This window comes from Microbacterium sp. bgisy189 (genome assembly GCF_965345345.1).
In the GTDB taxonomy this organism is placed as follows: Bacteria; Actinomycetota; Actinomycetes; order Actinomycetales; family Microbacteriaceae; genus Microbacterium.
On record NZ_CBDRMZ010000003.1, the window covers coordinates 215,194 to 233,141 of the forward strand.

Annotated in this window: 13 protein-coding genes; 5 read left to right on the forward strand and 8 right to left on the reverse strand. The window is 69.5% G+C overall.

Annotated features, from left to right (window positions below; all coding sequences use genetic code 11):
• Nucleotides 1-79: 79 nt before the first annotated feature.
• Nucleotides 80-3,811, reverse strand: a complete 3,732-nt coding sequence (locus ACSF8R_RS06315; RefSeq protein WP_434811009.1) for a proline dehydrogenase family protein — start codon at nt 3,809-3,811, stop codon at nt 80-82.
• Nucleotides 3,812-3,912: 101 nt separating this feature from the next.
• On the opposite strand from ACSF8R_RS06315, the gene ACSF8R_RS06320 reads away from it, so the two are divergent.
• On the forward strand, nt 3,913-4,602 hold the full coding sequence (locus ACSF8R_RS06320; protein ID WP_434811010.1) for a hypothetical protein: 690 nt from the start codon (nt 3,913-3,915) through the stop codon (nt 4,600-4,602).
• Between the two features lie 8 nt (nt 4,603-4,610).
• Nucleotides 4,611-5,162, forward strand: coding sequence for a hypothetical protein (locus ACSF8R_RS06325; RefSeq protein WP_434811012.1), 552 nt, complete (start codon nt 4,611-4,613; stop codon nt 5,160-5,162).
• Between the two features lie 380 nt (nt 5,163-5,542).
• Here ACSF8R_RS06325 and ACSF8R_RS06330 read toward each other — a convergent pair whose 3' ends face one another.
• On the reverse strand, nt 5,543-6,871 hold the full coding sequence (locus ACSF8R_RS06330) for a hypothetical protein (RefSeq protein ID WP_434811013.1): 1,329 nt from the start codon (nt 6,869-6,871) through the stop codon (nt 5,543-5,545).
• Between the two features lie 41 nt (nt 6,872-6,912).
• Nucleotides 6,913-7,473: an acyl-CoA thioesterase gene (locus ACSF8R_RS06335; RefSeq protein WP_434811014.1), complete on the reverse strand. Its 561-nt coding sequence runs from the start codon at nt 7,471-7,473 to the stop codon at nt 6,913-6,915.
• A 131-nt stretch (nt 7,474-7,604) separates the two neighbouring features.
• Between ACSF8R_RS06335 and ACSF8R_RS06340 the strand changes: the two genes are divergently transcribed.
• Nucleotides 7,605-8,111: a GNAT family N-acetyltransferase gene (locus ACSF8R_RS06340; RefSeq protein WP_434811015.1), complete on the forward strand. Its 507-nt coding sequence runs from the start codon at nt 7,605-7,607 to the stop codon at nt 8,109-8,111.
• A gap of 73 nt (nt 8,112-8,184) precedes the next feature.
• On the opposite strand, the gene ACSF8R_RS06345 is transcribed toward ACSF8R_RS06340, so the two are convergent.
• From ACSF8R_RS06345 to ACSF8R_RS06355, 3 genes are read right to left on the reverse strand one after another with little or no spacing between them, the layout of a single operon-like run.
• Entirely contained in the window at nt 8,185-9,894 is a 1,710-nt protein-coding gene (locus ACSF8R_RS06345) for a cytochrome b/b6 domain-containing protein (protein WP_434811016.1), read from the reverse strand.
• A complete protein-coding gene (locus ACSF8R_RS06350; protein WP_434811018.1) occupies nt 9,894-10,883 on the reverse strand; it encodes an electron transfer flavoprotein subunit alpha/FixB family protein in 990 nt (329 codons plus the stop codon). The genes ACSF8R_RS06345 and ACSF8R_RS06350 overlap by 1 nt, the downstream gene beginning before the upstream one ends.
• Before the next feature lie 11 nt (nt 10,884-10,894).
• Entirely contained in the window at nt 10,895-11,671 is a 777-nt protein-coding gene (locus tag ACSF8R_RS06355; protein ID WP_434811019.1) for an electron transfer flavoprotein subunit beta/FixA family protein, read from the reverse strand.
• A gap of 103 nt (nt 11,672-11,774) precedes the next feature.
• On the opposite strand from ACSF8R_RS06355, the gene ACSF8R_RS06360 reads away from it, so the two are divergent.
• Nucleotides 11,775-12,293 carry a MarR family transcriptional regulator gene (locus ACSF8R_RS06360; RefSeq protein WP_434811020.1) on the forward strand — a complete coding sequence of 173 codons (519 nt, stop codon included), beginning with the start codon at nt 11,775-11,777 and terminating at the stop codon, nt 12,291-12,293.
• 6 nt (nt 12,294-12,299) lie between these two features.
• On the opposite strand, the gene ACSF8R_RS06365 is transcribed toward ACSF8R_RS06360, so the two are convergent.
• On the reverse strand, nt 12,300-13,076 hold the full coding sequence (locus ACSF8R_RS06365) for an enoyl-CoA hydratase (RefSeq protein WP_434811021.1): 777 nt from the start codon (nt 13,074-13,076) through the stop codon (nt 12,300-12,302).
• 19 nt (nt 13,077-13,095) lie between these two features.
• Nucleotides 13,096-14,229 (reverse strand): acyl-CoA dehydrogenase family protein, encoded by a 1,134-nt coding sequence (locus ACSF8R_RS06370; RefSeq protein ID WP_434811023.1) that lies wholly within the window; start codon nt 14,227-14,229, stop codon nt 13,096-13,098.
• A gap of 230 nt (nt 14,230-14,459) precedes the next feature.
• On the opposite strand from ACSF8R_RS06370, the gene ACSF8R_RS06375 reads away from it, so the two are divergent.
• On the forward strand, nt 14,460-17,900 hold the full coding sequence (locus tag ACSF8R_RS06375; protein WP_434811025.1) for a choice-of-anchor I family protein: 3,441 nt from the start codon (nt 14,460-14,462) through the stop codon (nt 17,898-17,900).
• The last annotated feature ends 48 nt before the right edge of the window (nt 17,901-17,948 follow it).

Sequence of the window (17,948 nt, forward strand, 5' to 3'; positions counted from 1 at the left end):
CGATGTCAAGGATTCTTTACATCGGAGCGTACGCGCGCTGCTCGCTGCGTGTCAAGTATTCTTTACACCGGTGAGTGGTTCAGATGACCTCGGCACTCCAGTCGTCGCGGTTGCCGAAGCGGTGCGCGGTGATCGTGATCGACTGCTCATGCAGGAACGGCAGCAGTTCGAGGCGTCCGGCGGTGGTCACCTCGTTGTCGTAGACGGCGAGGTCGGGGTCGCCCGAGGTCGCCTCGGCGATGCGGGCCCGCGTCTCGGCGACCGACTCGGTCGAGCCGACCAGCCGCACGCGGGTCGCACGCGGCTCCGCCGTCTCGCCCTCGACAGGCGTGGCGCGCCCACTGATGCGCTGCAGCCACTCGTCGTCGGACTCGAGGAACACCGGCACGTCGAGCTCGCCGAGCGCATGCCGCACCTCTGCCGGCAGCCCTACCGGCGTGCTGAGGGTGAACCGCGCTCCGGCGCGCACACCCGCGACGACGACACGCAGCAGACCGTGCCACGTGGCATCCTTCGTCGCGCGGATCGCGACGGGCACCGGGCGGTACCGGAACAGATTGCGCTCGACCCCGAGCTGCGAGACGTCGCGCACCTGGCCGAACTCGCGATCCCACACGAGCGCGTCCGACAGGGCGCCGCGGCGCAGCCAGTCGAACGCGGCGTAGTCGAGGGTCGGCTGCGCCGCCTCGATGACGGTCGTGATGCGGGTGTCGAGTCCGCGCAGATGCAGGGTCGACGAGGGCGCGGCACCCGACGACGCCCGCCACGAGCCGAGCCCGACGAGGTAGTTCGGGCCCCCGGCCTTCGTGCCGGGGCCGACCGACGAGCGCTTCCAGCCGCCGAACGGCTGGCGCTGCACGATCGCGCCGGTGATGCCGCGATTGACGTACAGGTTGCCCGCCTGCACCTCGTCGAGCCATTGCGCCAGCTCGTCGGGGTTCTGCGTGTAGAGCCCCGCGGTCAGCCCGTACGCGACGGCGTTCTGCAGTTCGATCGCACGGGTCAGGTTCGGCGCGTGCAAGATGCCGAGCATCGGGCCGAAGAACTCCTCGAGGTGCGTGCGCGACCCCGGCTGCACGCCCACACGCACACCGGGCGACCACAATCGCCCTTCGTACTCGGGCGTCGTCTCGACGCGGTGGGGTTCGATGAGCCAGCGTTCGCCCTCGTCGAGGGTCGTGAGTGCCCACTCGAGCTTGCCGCGCGGCGGCTCGACGACCGGCCCCATCTCGGTGCGCGGATCGGTCGGCAGCCCCACGTGCAGCGACGAGACCGCATCGAGCAGCTGCCGCGAGAACCGCTCCGAACGGCTCACCGAACCGACGAGGATCGCGATGGATGCCGCCGAGCACTTCTGCCCCGCATGTCCGAAGGCGCTGCGCACGAGGTCTGCCGCGGCGAGATCCAGGTCGGCCGACGGGGTGATGATCATGGCGTTCTTGCCGCTGGTCTCGGCAAGCAGCGGCAGGTCGGTGCGCCACGACCGGAACAGCGCGGCCGTGTCCCACGCGCCGGTGAGGATGACGCGGTCCACGTCTGGATGCGAGACGAGACGCTGCCCGAGCTCGCCCTCGTCGATGTCGACGAGGGTCAGCAGGTCGCGCGAGACGCCGGCGGCATCCAACGCGGTCCACAGCGCCTCGGCCACCACGGCGGCGCACCGGCGCGCTTGCGGGGCCGGCTTGAAGACGACGCCCGATCCTGCGGCGAGCGCTGCCAGCACCCCGCCGGCCGGAATCGCGACCGGAAAGTTCCACGGCGGTGTCACGAGCGTGAGTCGGGCGGGCACGAACACGGCGCCGCTCACGCGGTCGAGTTCGCGCGCTGTCGCGGCGTAGTAGGCGGCGAAGTCGACGGCTTCTGACACTTCGACGTCGGCCTCGGCGAACACCTTGCCCGTCTCGGACGCGGCGACCTCGATCAGCTCGCCGCGCCGCGCTTCGAGCGCACGGGCGGCGGCCATCAGCACGGCGGCGCGGTCGGTCGCCGGGGTCGAACCCCACGCGTCGGCGGCTTCGCGCACGCAGCGGATGCGTTCTTCGAGCACCTCGGCGTCGTCGATGCGGGCCGCTGCGATCGTGGCATCCCCCGCTGTCGACGACTCGACGCGGGCGAGGATGCCGTGGGCCCAGTCGCGGTTGGCGGGCAACGCCGGGTCGGAGTCTGCGGCATTGCGGAACCCGGGTGCGCCGCTGGCGTGCGCGTCGCGCTCACGTGGCGCGAACACGGCGGTCTCGACGTAGGGCTGGCCGCCGAACAGCAGCTGCTCGGCGGCGGGTTCGAGCGGCTGCGTCTCTTCGGGATCGACCGCCTGCGAGCGGGCGATGCCCAGCACGGCCTGCGTGAGCGCGGCGTCGTCATCGGCGTCGCGCGTGAGACGACGCGAGGCCGGCTCGGGTGCGAACGCGGTCGCGGTGCGGTCCTGTGTGCGGTTCGGGCCGACCGGCAGCGACGGATCGTCGGCGCGCTCGAGCGATGCGATGAACCGGTCGCGCTCGCGGTCGAACAGGGCGGGATCTTCATCGAGGTCGAACGCGGCGGAGAGGAAGTTCTCGCTCGACGCGTTCTCCTCCAGCCGGCGCACGAGGTAGCTGATGGCGACGTCGAACTCGTCGGGGCGAACGACCGGCACATACAGCAGCACGTGGCCGACCTCGCGGGCGACCGCCTGCACCTGGCCCTGAGCCATGCCCAGCAGCATCTCGAACTCGATGTCGTCGGTGACGCCGCGATCGCGCGCGAGCTCCCAGGCGTACGCGACGTCGAACAGGTTGTGCCCCGCGACGCCGACGCGCACGGCGGCCGTGTGCTCGGGCTGCAGCGCTTCGCGCAGGCACGCGATGTAGCTCGCGTCGGTGTCGAGCTTGCTGGCGTGGGTGGCGAGCGGCCAGTCGTGCATGACGGCATCCACGCGTTCCATCGCGAGGTTCGCGCCCTTCACGAGCCGCACCTTGATGCGCGCGCCGCCGGCGGCGACACGACCCTGCGCCCAGGCGGTGAGTTCGCGCAATGCGGGCAGAGCGTCGGGCAGGTAGGCCTGCAGCACGATGCCGGCTTCGAGGCCCTGCAGGCGCGGGTCTTCGAGCAGACGGGTGAACACCGCGATCGTCAGGTCGAGGTCGCGGTACTCCTCCATATCGAGGTTGATGAAGGTGCCGTCCTCGGCGGCGCTGAGATACAGCGGCAGCAGCCGCTCGACGACGTCGTCGACGACCTGATCGAACGCCCACATCGTGATGCGGCTGATGATCGCCGACACCTTCACCGACACGTAGTCGACGTCGTCGCGGCGGACGAGGTCGTGGATGCCGTCGAGTCGACGCTTCGCTTCGGTCTCGCCCAGCACCGCCTCACCCAGCAGGTTCAGGTTGAGCCGGGCGCCGGACGCACGGATGCGGGCGATCGCCTCGCCGAGCTTGTCGGGGCGGGCGTCGACGATCAGGTGACCGACCATCTCGCGAAGCACCCGCCGCGCGATCGGCACCGTCGGCACCGGCAGCACCGGCGCGATCGCACCACCGGCGCGCACCGCACCGCGCAGATACCAGGGCAGAAAGTCGGGCACGAGCGGCGCGACCCGCTGCAACCGGGATGCCGCGGCCACCGCGCTCTCGGGGCGCATCACCCCGTCGACGAACCCGATCGTGAACGGCAGCCCGTTCGGGTCTTTCAGCACGCCCGCGAGGCGTTCGGCGGAGGCATCGACATCGGTGTCGGCGGATTCGTCGACCCAGCGGCGCGCGAGCTCGATCGCCCGACGGCCCAGGTCGCCCGTGGGCGCTTGTGGCGCCGCAGAGGAGGAGGCTGGCATGGCTTCAGACTACGTCGGCGGGTGTCCCGAGCGACGGTGGTCTCGAGCCGTTTCGTCTGCCGATCGCACCGGCGAACGCGGCATCCTCCTAGACTGCGGCTGTGACCTCGCCCGCCGACCCCGCACAGCCGGCGTCCGGCGAATCCGCCACCGCGGCGAAGGCCGCGCGCACGTCGCGGTTCAGCAGGTTGCGCAAAGCGAGCGATCGCGTCCCCACGAAGTGGTTCGCGGCGATCGGAACCGGGTTGTTTCTGGCGGCGACCGCAGCATTCGGCGGACTGGGATCGGCTCCCGAAGAGGTGGTCGCGCTCGCCGATGTGGGCGCAGGCGAGGCGCACGTCAGCGAATACCTGTCACTTCAAATAGACCGTGCTGTGCTCATCGACGAGCTCAGAGGCAGCGGCGCGACGCCGGCGGAAGGCGAACGCCTCCTCGTCCTGCTCACCCGTGTCGAGAACCTGTGGGACCGTCCCGTCGGCACGGGCATCGTCTCCGACATCAAGAACACCATCCGGTTGGTCGATGATGAGCGAGCGGCGGCTGCCATCGTCCGCGAAGATGACCTCACGACATCTCCGACGTTGCAGCCTGACGTGCCGGTGCCGCTCGCCTTCACGTGGACCGTGCCCGCGGATCGCTATGCCGAGGGCGACACGCTCGAGGTGACGCTGCTCGACCCTGTAGTCGAGACCGGTGTGATCCTGTTCTCGGGCGAGTATCGCGGGCAACCCGTGCCAGCCGCGATCGCGACGATCGAACTCGAGGACGCCGGGGCGGGTGATGCCCAGTGAAGCCAGCGGTGGCTTGGGCGGTCGGCCTAGCGATGATCGTCGCCGCCTGGTTCGTATCCGGGCAGACCCCTGAGGGCGCCGACCTGGCGAGCGAGCCGTTCTCAGTTTCGGCCACTGTCGGTGAACCTGCCGAAGGCCGCAACGTGGGGATCGAGGTCCATGCACTCGCACTGGCCGAGCGGGTCGAAGCAGACATCTGGTCCGCGGAGGGGACGTGGCTCGTCGTCGACCTCGACGTCTGGGCCATCGAGTCCGAGCCCGGCGCGACCTTCAACGCCGCAGCGTTGCAGCTTGGCGACCGCACCTTCACAGCGAGCGAGCGCGGCGATTCGATGCTTGGAGCGTTCCCGCTCATCGACGTGGCGACACGTGGCAGGATCGCATTCGAGCTCCCAGCCGATGCGGCCGATGCGCGCGGCACGCTGCGCCTCGGCCTCAACGGCACGTCAGACGTCGACACGCTGTTTCTCGGCGACTCGGTCATCGAGATCCCCGTCGACTTGGCCGAGGTCGACCGTGTCGAAACCCTCACGCTCGACGCGACGGAGTGGGTGCGCTGATGGCTCGGGGATGGTGGCGGACGAACCTTCTGGCGCTCATGGTGCTCGCGGTGCTCATCCCGTTCTCGATCGCATCGTTCTCTTCGATCGAGGTCGGCGCCGTCCGCAACGGTGAACGGGATGTCGCGCCTGGACAAGTCACCGAATACGGCGACTGGGAGTTCGGCCCCGCGACCGTGCGCCCGTATCAGGACGACGAGATCGACGTGCCACCGGGCCGCACGCTCATGATCATCTCCGTGCGCCTGGACCCCGGCAAGGACAAGGTCAGCTGCGTCGCGCCCACACTGCGAGATGCCGACACCGGCAAGACCTATCGTTCGTCGCCGTCGGGCACGTGGATGCCGGGCGAGGGCGAGACGTCGCTCTGCCCGACTGAGTCACGAGCGCCGGTCGATCTCGTCTCGATGGTCTTCGTCCCCGCTGACGCGGATCGACTCGAGGCCGTCGTCTTCACGACCGGCGTCGATGGCGCCACCGATATCCGGCTCGGGGTCGACGACTGACGACGACAGCCGCCCGAGCGTGCGATCGTAGACAGCTGAGATGACGGCGATCCGCACCGGCTCGACGAGCACCGATGCGACCACGACGAGGCCCGCCACGATGATGAACTGCATCCGGTACTCGTACGGTCCGATGACGCGCGCGACGATGGCGATGAACCACTCCTCGCCCGCTGTGAGCACTGTCACCGCGAGGATGTACCCGCCGATGAGCACAGGGCCTGCCCGCCACATCAGGAGCAGCGCGGCACCGATTGGGCGGAACTTGGCGGTGATGCTCGCACCCCAGTCGCTCAGCCGCTTGCGAACCAGCTCCGGCAGACGGGCGTAGCGACCCCGGAGACGCTTCGGCACGCGACCGGAGAGTTCCGGCGCCTCCGCTTTCACCGCCTGGCCGTAAATGACACCGGCGATCGTCAGCCACGCGACCGGCAGGAGGATGATCCCAGCGGCCTCCCCCAGCAGCCATTCGATACCGTCCCACAGGAACCCCAACGGCGCGAGCACGCCGACAAGGCTCTCGCGGATGTCGGCGAGCCACACCATCGCGACGCGCGACTGCACCCATTCGTTGACGAACGCGAGCGCGTCGGCGACGAGGTATGCAGCGAGGTACACCCAGAGCGCCTCGAGGTAGACGGCGATGATTCCGGTCCACTTCGGCAGCTTCGACTGGAACTTCTTCAGCACCCAGCGCGCGAGGTACGCCGTCACCAGCACACCGACCGTCAGCGGATTGAAACCGAGGTCATCTCGCGTGCCGGCCGTGTCGTACTCGGCGCCACTGACCGCAGCTTCGATGCCCCAGAAGAACTGCAGCTCAAAGGCCTGATTCAGATACGCGGACACATCCTCCGCGATGAACCCCCAGGCGGCATAGAACAGCACGAAGGGCAGGATGCCGCCCAGCACGGCGTCGAGGAACGCGATCCGGCGCTCCTTGGCCGTCTCGGGAAGCGGCGCGCGCTCGCCGAGTCGCGGCATCCCCTCTCGCAGGACGAGAAGCATGGCGACGTATGCCACGAGCAGCGCGAGCGCCGCCAGCGGGAGCAGGAGGATCCCGCCGAGCGCCGTGCGCGCGCCAACTTGGGCCGCTCCCTGCAGGATGAGGTAATTGGCGATCGTGCCGCCGAGCATCCATGCCATCAACGCTGGCCAATGCCGCAACCACAAGCGCGCAGTGTGGGCGATGACGGTCAGCACGGGGCTACCGTAGCGCGATCAGCACCCGAACACCCTGCAGGTCAGTCCCAGGTGCTGGGGGCGGATGCCTTCGTGGGTGGCAGGCTCGCGCCGGCGACCCACGTCTGGATCCAGTCCGGCAGCGGCGGCAGATCGTCGGGGCGACCGAGCGCTTCGAACAGCTCCTCGGTGTTGACGACACCGCCGGCCTTGCGCAGGAACCGTGCCCGCACGATCATCTCGCAGTAGACCTCGCCGTCGACGACGGCGCGGTGCATCTGGTAGACCGCCCTGTCGTCGTGACCGATAAGGCGGGACTCGACCGTGAACCGCTGCCACAGCTGCAGCGACTTGCGGAACGTCACCGTCTCGTGCGCGACGACGGCGTACCAATCGCGCTCGGCCATGGCATCCCAGATGCCCGTGCGGATGAGCAAATCGAACCGGCCGAGGTCGAACAGCGACGCGTACCGGCCGTTGTTCATGTGCATCAGCAGGTCGATGTCGGTCGGCAGGGTCCGCAGTTTGATGCGACCCACGCTGCGCGGCGCGATCGGTCCGCGCCGGCGCAGCATCACCTTGGCGCGCATGATCGTCAGCAGGGTCCGCCACCACACGTTCATGAGGGCCGATGCTAGCCATCACCGCATGCTGTTCGCGGAATCGTTTGTCGAAGGCCGACAGTCCGAGGTGGCCGGATTGTCACGGCCTCCCTCGATTTCGTGCGTCGGCGAGCCGAGCGTAGAGTCGGCGCATGGAAGCCGAACTCAAGACCGACATCGTCGTCCGTCCCGTTCGCGACGTGGATGCCGAGGCCCTCGGGCGCGTGCACGCGACGTGCTGGCACGAGACCTACGACCACCTGATCAGCAGGGCCGCCCTCGAGAACGTGTCGCCGAAGCGCCTCGCAGAACTGTGGACCCACTGGGCCGTGCAGGGCGAGGACTTCAAGATGTTCGCCGCCCTCGCCGACGGCGAGATCGTCGGCTTCGTCGGCTCGGGTCCCGCCCGCGACAAGGACGCCCCGCGCTTCCGCGAGCTGTACTTCATCTACCTGCTCGACGCGTTCCACGGCACCGGCATCGGCCAGCGCCTCTTCGACGCGGCGATCGAAGAGGGCGAAGGCGCGTACCTGTGGGTCGCCGAAGACAACCCCCGCGCGCACCGCTTCTACACGCGCAACGGCTTCGCACTCGACGGGGCGACGCACACCGAACCGTTCCTCGGCGAGACGCTCACCGAGGTGCGCTTCGTGCGCTGACCGCACGCGACGACGAAACGGCGCCGGATCCCGATGGGGTCCGGCGCCGTTCTCGTGGGTCGAGGCGCTGCGGTCAGCGCCCGCTGACAGTGCCGAACAGGCGCGCGACCGGTGCGACCAGCATGGGGCGCACGACCGCGACGCCGCCGGCGATGACGACGAGCGACGCGAAGAAGATCCAGAAGCCGGTCCAGTTCTCTGCGTACTGGATGCCGCCCTCCGAGCCGAGGCTCGCGTACATGTGGTTGAGGTTGCGCAGCGCTCCGGTGGCGAACACGAGCGCGACGTGCACGATGATGAACGCCACGAAGTACAGCATCACCGGGAAGTGCACCTTGCGGGCCCACTCGATCGGGTACGCCTTGCTGAGCTGCTTGTTGTTCTTCGGCCAGAACCCGCTCATGCGGTAGCCGGTGATCGCAGCCAGCGGGGCGGCGATGAACACGGTCGTGAAGTACGCGAGCTGCTGCAGCGAGTTGTAGTTGACCCAGCCGTTCTCCGTCGGCCAATCCAGCGACACGTACTGCAGGGCCGCCGACAACGCGTTCGGGAAGACCTCCCAGCTCGTCGGCACGATCCGCATCCAATGCCCCGTGACGAACAGCAGCACGACGAAGACGACGCCGTTGACGAGCCACAGGATGTCGAGCGCCTGATGCGTCCAGATCGTGAGGCTCGTCTTGCCGCGCGGGTTGTTCTTCGGCGCCCAGAACGCGGTCGGACGCTTCTCTCCGCGGATCGTGAGCCCGGTCTTGATGACGAGCACCATCAGGAACACGTTGAAGAAGTGCTGCCAGCCCAGCCACGCCGGAATGCCGACGGGTGCGGTCTCGGGCAAGTGGTACTCGCCCGGGTATGTCTCGATGAAGTCCTGCATGAACTCGAGGCTCAGCACCACCCGCACGACCGCGACCGCCATGCCCGCGAGCAGCAGCAGCACGGCGCCGCCGACGACGGTCACCCCGGCCCACTGCAGCTTCGTGAACGGGCCGATGCGCTGCGGCTCGGTCTGCTGCGGACGGACGGATGCCGCACGCCCCGGCCACACGGTGCGCGGCAGGGTCAGCGGCGCACGCGGGCCGTCGACCTTCGCGACCTCCGCCGCCGGTGCAGCAACAGGTGCGGCTGCGGGCGCCGGCGCTGCGGGGGCGGCATCCACCTGCGCGGCAGCAGGTTCAGTGGCGGGCTCCGTGACGCGAGTGGCAGGAGCGGCGGCTGGCACGGCGGATGCCGCAACCGTGCCGGCCGGCGGCCACCCGTCGCCCCCGGCCGTGCGGGGTAGCCCCCGACGCAGCTCGGCGCCTTCGGCAGGGCTTGCCAGGACTTCGTTCGCGCCGAAGTGTTCCGTCTGCACCTCTGAGGCAGCAGTTCGGCGCGAACCAACGGTGGGCGTGGGTGCTTCATTCGCGCCGAACGGCTCTCTCGGCGCCTCGGAGACAGCAGTTTCGCGCGAACGAACGGCGGGGGTACCGGATGCCGTGGCGGGCGGCCAGGGCTCGCCGCCCCGCGCACGGGGCAGGCCGCGTCGCAGCGCGACGCCCGCGGGCGACGCCGAGGCAGCGGCGGCGGCAGGCTCGACGACCTCGCCGGTATCGAGGGCCGCGGGAGGCGCAGCGGGCGCTGCCGATTCGTTCGCGCCCAACTGCGCGTCGGGCGCCGGTGGGTCAGCAGTTGGGCGCGAATCAACGACGTCGGCCGCACCGTCGGGCGCGGCGACCTCGCCGGCCGCAGGCCAGGCGTCACCGCCGGGCGTGCGGGGCAGTCCACGACGAAGCGTCGCCATCAGGCCTTCTTCTTCGCCTCGAGCGCGGCGATAAGCTGCGGCACGACCGTGAACAGATCGCCCACGACGCCGAAGTCCGCGATCTCGAAGATCGGCGCGTCGCCGTCCTTGTTGATCGCGACGATCGTCTTGGCCGTCTGCATGCCCGCCTTGTGCTGGATCGCGCCCGAGATGCCGAGCGCGACGTACAGCTGCGGCGAGACCGAGACACCGGTCTGCCCGACCTGATACGAATACGGCACGTACCCGGCGTCGACGGCGGCACGCGAAGCGCCGATCGCAGCACCGAGGGTGTCGGCGAGCTGCTCGACGAGGGCGAACTTGTCTTCGGACCCGAGTCCGCGACCGCCCGAGACGACCTTGGCGGCGCCACGAAGTTCGGGGCGGGTCGAGCTGACCGTGGCGGCTTCGAACGCGTCGATCGTCGCGGCGGCGGCACCGGATGCCGCGACCTCGAGCGCGGTGGCTGCGACCGGCTGCGCCTCGGCGCGGGCATCGACCGCGCCCTGGCGCACCGTGATGACGGGCGTGCCGAAGGTGGGGGCGCTGGTCGTGTTGTACGCGCCACCGTAGACGGAGTGCTGCGCGAGCACGCCCTCGTCATCGCGCGCGACACCGACGGCGTCGATCGAGAGCGCGAGCGAACGCCGGGCGGCGAGACGTCCGGCCACATCGCGGCCCTCGATCGAGTTCGAGATGAGGATCGCGTCGGGTGAGACGAGGTCGGCTGCCGCGGCCACCGCATCCACGATCGGCACGGTGAGCGCGGTGTCTGCCCCGCCGAGCCCGGCGGTGAGCACGGCAGCGGCGCCGAGACCGGCCGCCGCCTCGGCGAGCGCGGCGTGACGGTCGTCGCCCGCGACCACGAGTGCGACGGGGGTGCCGATACCGGCGGCGGCGCCGAGCAGGCCCGCCGACGACGAGGCGAGCTCACCCGCGGGGGTGACGTCCAGCAGGACGAGGATGGAATCTGCAGCGAAGTCGGTCATCGTCGGCTCCCTCACGCCAGTCGGTTCTCGATGAGGAACGCGGCGAGCTGTTCGCCCGCGTCGCCCTCGTCGGTGATCTTCACGCCCGCGCCGCGCGGGGGCTTCTCGCTGACGGCGGTCATGATCGTCTGCGGCGCCACCGCCGGGTCGACGTCGACGCCGAGGTCGGCGAGCGACAGCGTCTCGAACGGCTTGGTCTTGGCGGCGCGGATGCCCTTGAAGCTTGCCAGGCGCGCGTCGGGCAGCGCCTCGGTGATCGAGATGACGGCGGGCAGGGTGGCCGTGACGGTGGCGGTGCCGGCATCCGACGCGCGCGTACCGGTGACCGACCCCTCAGAGATCTCGACACTCGACAGTGCGGTGGCCTGCGGCACACCCAGGTGCTCTGCGAGCATCGCGGGCAGCACACCGCCCGAACCGTCGGTGGAGAGGTTGCCGGTGATGACGAGGTCGAAGCCGGTGTGCTTCACGGCCGCCGCCAGCACGCGGGCGGTCACGCCGAGGTCGGCACCGGCGAGGGCGTCGTCGACGACCTGCACGGCCGAACCTGCACCCATCGCGAGTCCCTTGCGCACCGAACCGGCGGCTGCATCGGGGGCCATCGACACGACGACCACCTCGGTGCCCTCGTGCGCGTCTGCGTACGACAGCGCTACTTCGAGTGCGCGTTCGCCGATCTCATCGATGACGCGATCGGACGCGCCACGGTCAGCTAGACCGGTCTCGAGATTCAGCTTGCGGTCCCCGTAGGTATCCGGGACTTCCTTGACCAGGACGACGATCCTCATCAGACCTCCTCATTCACGCACGAGTCTATTCAGCGACACGGTCCGCGCCCCAGCCCGGAGGAGGAAACCGACTAGCGTTGGCATCGACGGCAGGAGGTGCCTTGTGGCTCGCGTGAAACCCATCGCGCTCGATCCGATCGCCGAGGCGCGCCGTCAGTGGGTCGCCCATGGATGGGTGGATGCCGCGGACGGCATGACCACGGTGACCAGCGTCATGCGGGCCCACCAGATCCTGCTCGCGCGCGTCGACGAAGCCCTCAAGCCGTTCGCCCTCACCTTCGCCCGGTACGAGCTGCTCACACTGTTGAGCTTCAGCCGGGAGGGGCGGATGCCGCTGTCGTCGGCCGCGCGCCGCCTGCAGGTGCATCCCACGAGTGTCACTAACACGGTCGACCGACTCGAAGCCGCTGGTCACGTGCGCCGCGAACCGCACCCGACCGACGGCCGCACGACGCTGGTCGTGCTCACCGACCCCGGGCGGGCGCTCGCGGCCGACGCGACAGCGGCCCTCAACCGCGAGGTATTCCGCGACGTCGGCATCGGCAGCGACGACGCGTCGCGGCTCGCGGCGATCGTCACACGACTGCGCACAAGCGCCGGAGATGTGACCGAGTCGGACTGAACCCGGTCAGCGGTGTGTGAACGATGCCGCCCGCTTCTCGCGGAACGCCGCCATCCCCTCCTTCTGGTCGTCGAGCGCGAACAGCGACGTGAAGATGCGCTTCTCGAGCCGCAACCCCTCAGCCAGCGGCGTCTCGAGCGACGCGCGCAGAGACTCTTTGGCCGCGTACACGACCGGCAGCGACTTCGCGGCGATCGTGTCGGCCGTCTTGGCCGCCTCGTCGAGCAGGTCGTCGGCGGGGACGACGCGCGAGACGAGGCCGGACCGCTCGGCTTCTTCGGCATCCATCATGCGTCCGGTGAGCACGAGCTCGGCGGCCTTGTAGACGCCGACCGCGCGCGGCAGGCGCTGCGAGCCGCCCAGGCCAGGGATGACCCCGAGGTTGATCTCGGGCTGCCCGAACTTCGCGGTGTCGGCGGCGAGGATGATGTCGCACGCCATGGCAAGCTCGCATCCACCGCCGAGCGCGTAGCCTGCGACGGCGGCGATGACGGGTGTACGCACGCGACTGAACGCCTCCATGCCGGTGAACGGACTGTCGAGGTCCATGTCGCGCGGCGTCTTCGACTCCATCTCCTTGATGTCGGCGCCCGCGGCGAAGGCCTTCGCCGAACCGGTCACGACGATGCAGCCGATGCCCTCGTCGGCATCGAACGCCATCGCGGCGTCGGCGAGTTCGGAGATCAGTGTCGAGTTCAGCGCGTTGAGCGCCTCGGGACGGTTGAGGGTGATCCACCCGACGCGTCCGCGGGTGTCGACCAGGATCGTGGAGTAGTGCGTCATGGGGTCAGCCTCTCAGATCTCAGCCGAGGAGGTGACGGCCGATGATGACGCGCATGATCTCGTTCGTGCCCTCGAGGATCTGGTGCACGCGCAGGTCGCGGACGACCTTCTCGATGCCGTAGTCGTGCAGATAGCCGTAGCCGCCGTGCAGCTGCAGCGCCTGGTTCGCGATCTCGAACCCGGCGTCGGTCGCGAATCGCTTGGCCATCGCGCACTGCATCGCCGCATCCGGTGCCTTCTCGTCGAGCGCCTGCGCGGCGTCGCGCACGAGCGCACGGGCGGCGCGCAGCTGAGTGGCCATGTCGGCGAGCGCGAACACGACCGACTGCTTCTCGGCGAGCGCCTCACCGAACGTGAACCGCTCGTGCACGTAGCGCACAGCCCCGTCGAGCGCCCATTGGGCACCGCCGAGGGAGCACGCCGCGATGTTGATGCGGCCGCCGTTGAGGCCGCTCATCGCGAGCTTGAATCCGCCGCCGAGCCCACCGAGGATCGCGGATGCTGGCACCCGCACCTCGTCGAGGATCACCTGGCGGGTGGGCTGCGCGTTCCAGCCCATCTTTTTCTCGGCTGCGCCGAACGAGAGCCCCTCGGCATCCCCCGGCACGAGGAACGCGGTGATGCCGCGGGCGCCGGGCTCGCCGGTGCGGGCCATGACGACGTAGACGGCCGCCTCGCCGCCGCCCGAGATGAACTGCTTCACACCGGTCAACACGTACTCGTCGCCGGAGGCGATCGCGGACGTGGTGATGGCGGCGGCATCGGAGCCGGCACCGGGCTCAGTGAGGCAGTAGGCGCCCAGGTCGCGCATCGTCACCAGTCGCGGCAGCCACTCCTCACGCTGGGCGTCGTCGCCGTGGGTATCGATCATCCAGGCGACCATGTTGTGGATCGTCATGTAGGCAGCCATCGTCGGGTCACCCATCGCGAGCTGCTCGAAGATCGCGACCGCGTCGCTGCGCGAGAGCCCGCTGCCGCCGACATCTTCACTGACGTAGATGCCGCCGAGCCCCAGCTCACCGGCCTCGGCGAGCACGTCGCGGGGAAAGTGGTGCTGCTCATCCCACTCGAGCGCGTGCGGGGCGAGCCGGTTCTCGGCGAAGTCCTTCACGGCGCCGAGGATGGCCTCGCGCTCTTCGGTCGTGATGGTCATGATCGACGTCATCGTCTTGGGCATCCTGTTCCGGCCTTGTGGGCCATCGTTGGCATCGTGATCATTTTACATGGACGTCCTAGTAAATGGCAGTGCGCGTTCCCGCGGCTGTCGCGCGCAGAATTCCTCCCCCGTTCACCCTGCGGCCATCGGAGCCCAATAGGCAGGACTGGCGTGCCTTCGTGCGCGCCTTCCCATCCCGACGCACCCCGAATCCGACGAGGACATCGATGCATTCCCGCACCCGCCCCCTGGCCGCCACCGCGGCCGCCGTGGTCGCCTGTGCCCTGACGCTCACGCCGCTTGGCATGGCGCAGGCCGCCGTCGTCCCGACCCCGCCCACCAGCTCCGCGCCCGAGGCCGCCCTGAGCCTCAGCGCCATCGGCTCGTACGAGACCGGCGTCTTCGACGAGTCTGCCGCCGAGATCGTGCAGGCCCACGGCGACCGCCTGTTCGTCGTCAACGCGCAGGCCGGGTCGCTGAGCGTGCTCGACAACGCCGACCCGACCGCGATCACCGAATTGTTCGCGGTCTCGTCGACCGGTGTCGCGAACTCGGTCGCGATCCGCGACGACGGCCTCGGCGTCATCGCGTTCGAAGCGCCCGACAAGGTCTCGGACGGCCACCTCGTCTTCTTTGACGCGAATGCCACCTCGGCGGATGCCGCGGTGCTCGGCACGGTGACCGTCGGCGCGCTGCCCGACATGGTCTCCATCTCGACCGACGGCGCGTATGCCGTCGTCGCGAACGAGGGTGAACCGGCAGACGACTTCAGCGTCGACCCCGAGGGTTCGATCGCGGTCGTGACCTTGCCCGGCACCGTCGCCGCCCCGGCGCAGGACGCCGTGCGCATCGCCGACTTCCACGCCTTCGAGGCGGAGGGCGCACTGCCCGCGGACGTGCGCGTGTTCGGGCCGACGGTCGGCGACGGCAACCCGGTCAGCCGCAACCTCGAGCCCGAGTACATCACCGTCGAGGACGGCACCGCTTTCGCGACGCTGCAGGAGGCGAACGCGATCGCCGTCGTCGACCTCGACTCGGCGTCGGTCACCGGCATCCACCCGCTCGGCTTCAAGGACTACAGCGCCGCGACCCTCGACCCGAGCGACCGCGACGACACGATCGAGCAGCGTTCTTACGAGGGACTCAAAGGCATCTACATGCCCGACGCGATCGACTCGTACACGAGCGGCGGCACCACCTACCTCGTCACCGCGAACGAGGGCGACGCTCGCGAATGGGGCGACTACGTCGAGGCCTCGCGGGTGAAGGACCTCGAAGACGACGGCTACGGCCCCGTCTGCGCCGACAGTGCGCTCGCAGGCTCGCTCGGCGACGCCGACCTCGGTCGCCTGAACGTCACGATCGAGAACGGCTTCGATGAGACCGCCGGCTGCTACAACGAGCTGTACGCCTTCGGCGGCCGCTCGTTCTCGATCTGGACGACCGCAGGCGAGCTCGTCTGGGACTCGGGGTCGTCGTTCGAAGAGGTCACCGCGGCGGCCGCGCCTGAGTTCTTCAACTCGAACCACTCCGAGTCGAACCTCGAGGGCCGCAGCGACGACAAGGGCCCCGAGCCCGAGTCGGTCACGATCGGCGAGCTCAGCGGACGCACCTACGCGTTCGTCGGCTTCGAGCGGGTCGGCGGTGTCGCCGTGTACGACATCACCTCGGCATCCGCACCGTCGTTCGTCACCTACATCAACAACCGCGACTTCTCGCAGTCGGTCGAAGACGGCGGCGACCTTGCGACGGCGGGCGACCTCGGCCCCGAGTCGATCGCGTTCATCGCGGCAGCCGACTCCCCCACCGGCGAGCCCCTGCTGGCCGTCGGCAACGAGGTCTCGGGCACGACGACGGTCTTCGCGATCGATGACCGCCTGGCGCCTGCGACCACCGACATCCAGGTGCTGACGATCAACGACTTCCACGGTCGCATCGAGCAGAACCTCGGCAACGGTGAAGCCGGCGCAGCCGTGCTCGCCGGCGCCGTCGACGCGTTCGAAGCCGACAACCCCAACACGCTGTTCGTGTCGGCCGGCGACACCATCGGCGCGTCGACGTTCACGTCGTTCATCCAGGACGACGAACCCACGATCGACGCGCTCGTCGCAGCGGGTCTCGACCTCGGCGCCGTCGGAAACCACGAGTTCGACCAGGGCTGGGACGACCTCACCGGCCGCGTGCTGCCGTCGTTCGGCGACACCGCGTTCGGCCTCGGCGCGAACGTGTACCTGAAGGGCACCGACACGCCCGCGCTGCCCGAGTACTCGGTGCAGACGGTCGACGGCGTGCGGGTCGGCTTCATCGGCACCGTGACCGAGCAGACCGCGGCGATGGTGAGCCCCGCCGGCATCACCGACATCGAGTTCGGCGACCAGCTCGAAGCGGCGAACCGCGTGGCTGACGACCTCGTCTCGCAGGACCTCGCCGACGTCATCGTCCTCCTCACCCACGAGGGGTCGGAGACCGGTGACTGCACCGCCGTCGCCGCCGATGCCACCGCGTACGGCGAGCTGATCCGCGGCGCCTCGGCCGACATCGACGCGATCGTGTCGGGCCACACCCACCAGTCGTACAGCTGTCAGGTGCCGGTGGACGGCACCGAGACCGAACGCACCGTCATCCAGGCGCACCAGTACGGCACGACGCTCGGCAAGCTCGACATCACGGTCGACACCGACTCGAAGGAGCTCGTCTCGATCGCCGGCAGCCTCGTGCCGCTCGTCGTCGACGGCGTCGCCGCCTTCGAGGCCGACCCGGTCGTCGCCGAGATCGTCGCGAACGCCACGGTGGTCGCCGACGAACAGGGTGCCGTCGAGGTGGGCGCCGTGAGCGCCGACATCCTGCGCGGCGGCGAGCCGGCGGGCGCAGACCGCGGCGTCGAGTCGACGCTCGGCAACCTCGTCGCCGACATGTACCTGTGGGCGACGTCGAACGACGACTACGCGGGCACGCCTGCGCAGATCGCGCTGATGAACCCGGGCGGCCTGCGTGCCGACTTGCTGTACGGCGAGGATGGCACGGTGACCTACCGCGACGTCGCGAACGTGCAGCCGTTCGCCAACACGCTCGTCACGGTGACGCTGACGGGGGCACAGCTGCAGCAGATCCTCGAGGAGCAGTGGCAGCCCGAGGGGTCCTCGCGCCCCAAGCTGCACCTCGGTGTCTCCGACGGCTTTGCCTACGAGTACGACCCGGATGCCGCGGCCGGCGAGCGCATCGTCTCGATGACGTTCCAGGGCGAGGCGGTCGCTGCCGGCGACACCTTCACGGTCGTGACGAACTCGTTCCTCGCCGCCGGCGGTGACAACTTCATCACCTTCGCCGACGGCACGGACCGCACCGACACGGGGCAGATCGACCTGTCAGCGTCGGTGGCGTACTTCGCCGCCCACGACGTCGTCGACCCGGCCCCGCTCGGTCGCGCGGCCATCGCCGACGACGAGCCCACCGAGCCCACTGAGCCGACTGAGCCGACCGAGCCGACTGAGCCGACCGAGCCCAGCGAGCCGACCACACCGGTCGCCGGCGGCGACGACGGTGACGGCACGAAGGGCGAGCTCGCGGTGACCGGTGGCGAGTTCCCGATCGGGTTCGTCACGGTCGCAGCGCTCGCGCTCATCGTGGCCGGTGCGCTGCTGGCGATCCGTCGCCGACAGACCGCCTGACCGCACGCACGAACACGGGGCCCTGATGCCGATCGGCATCCGGGCCCC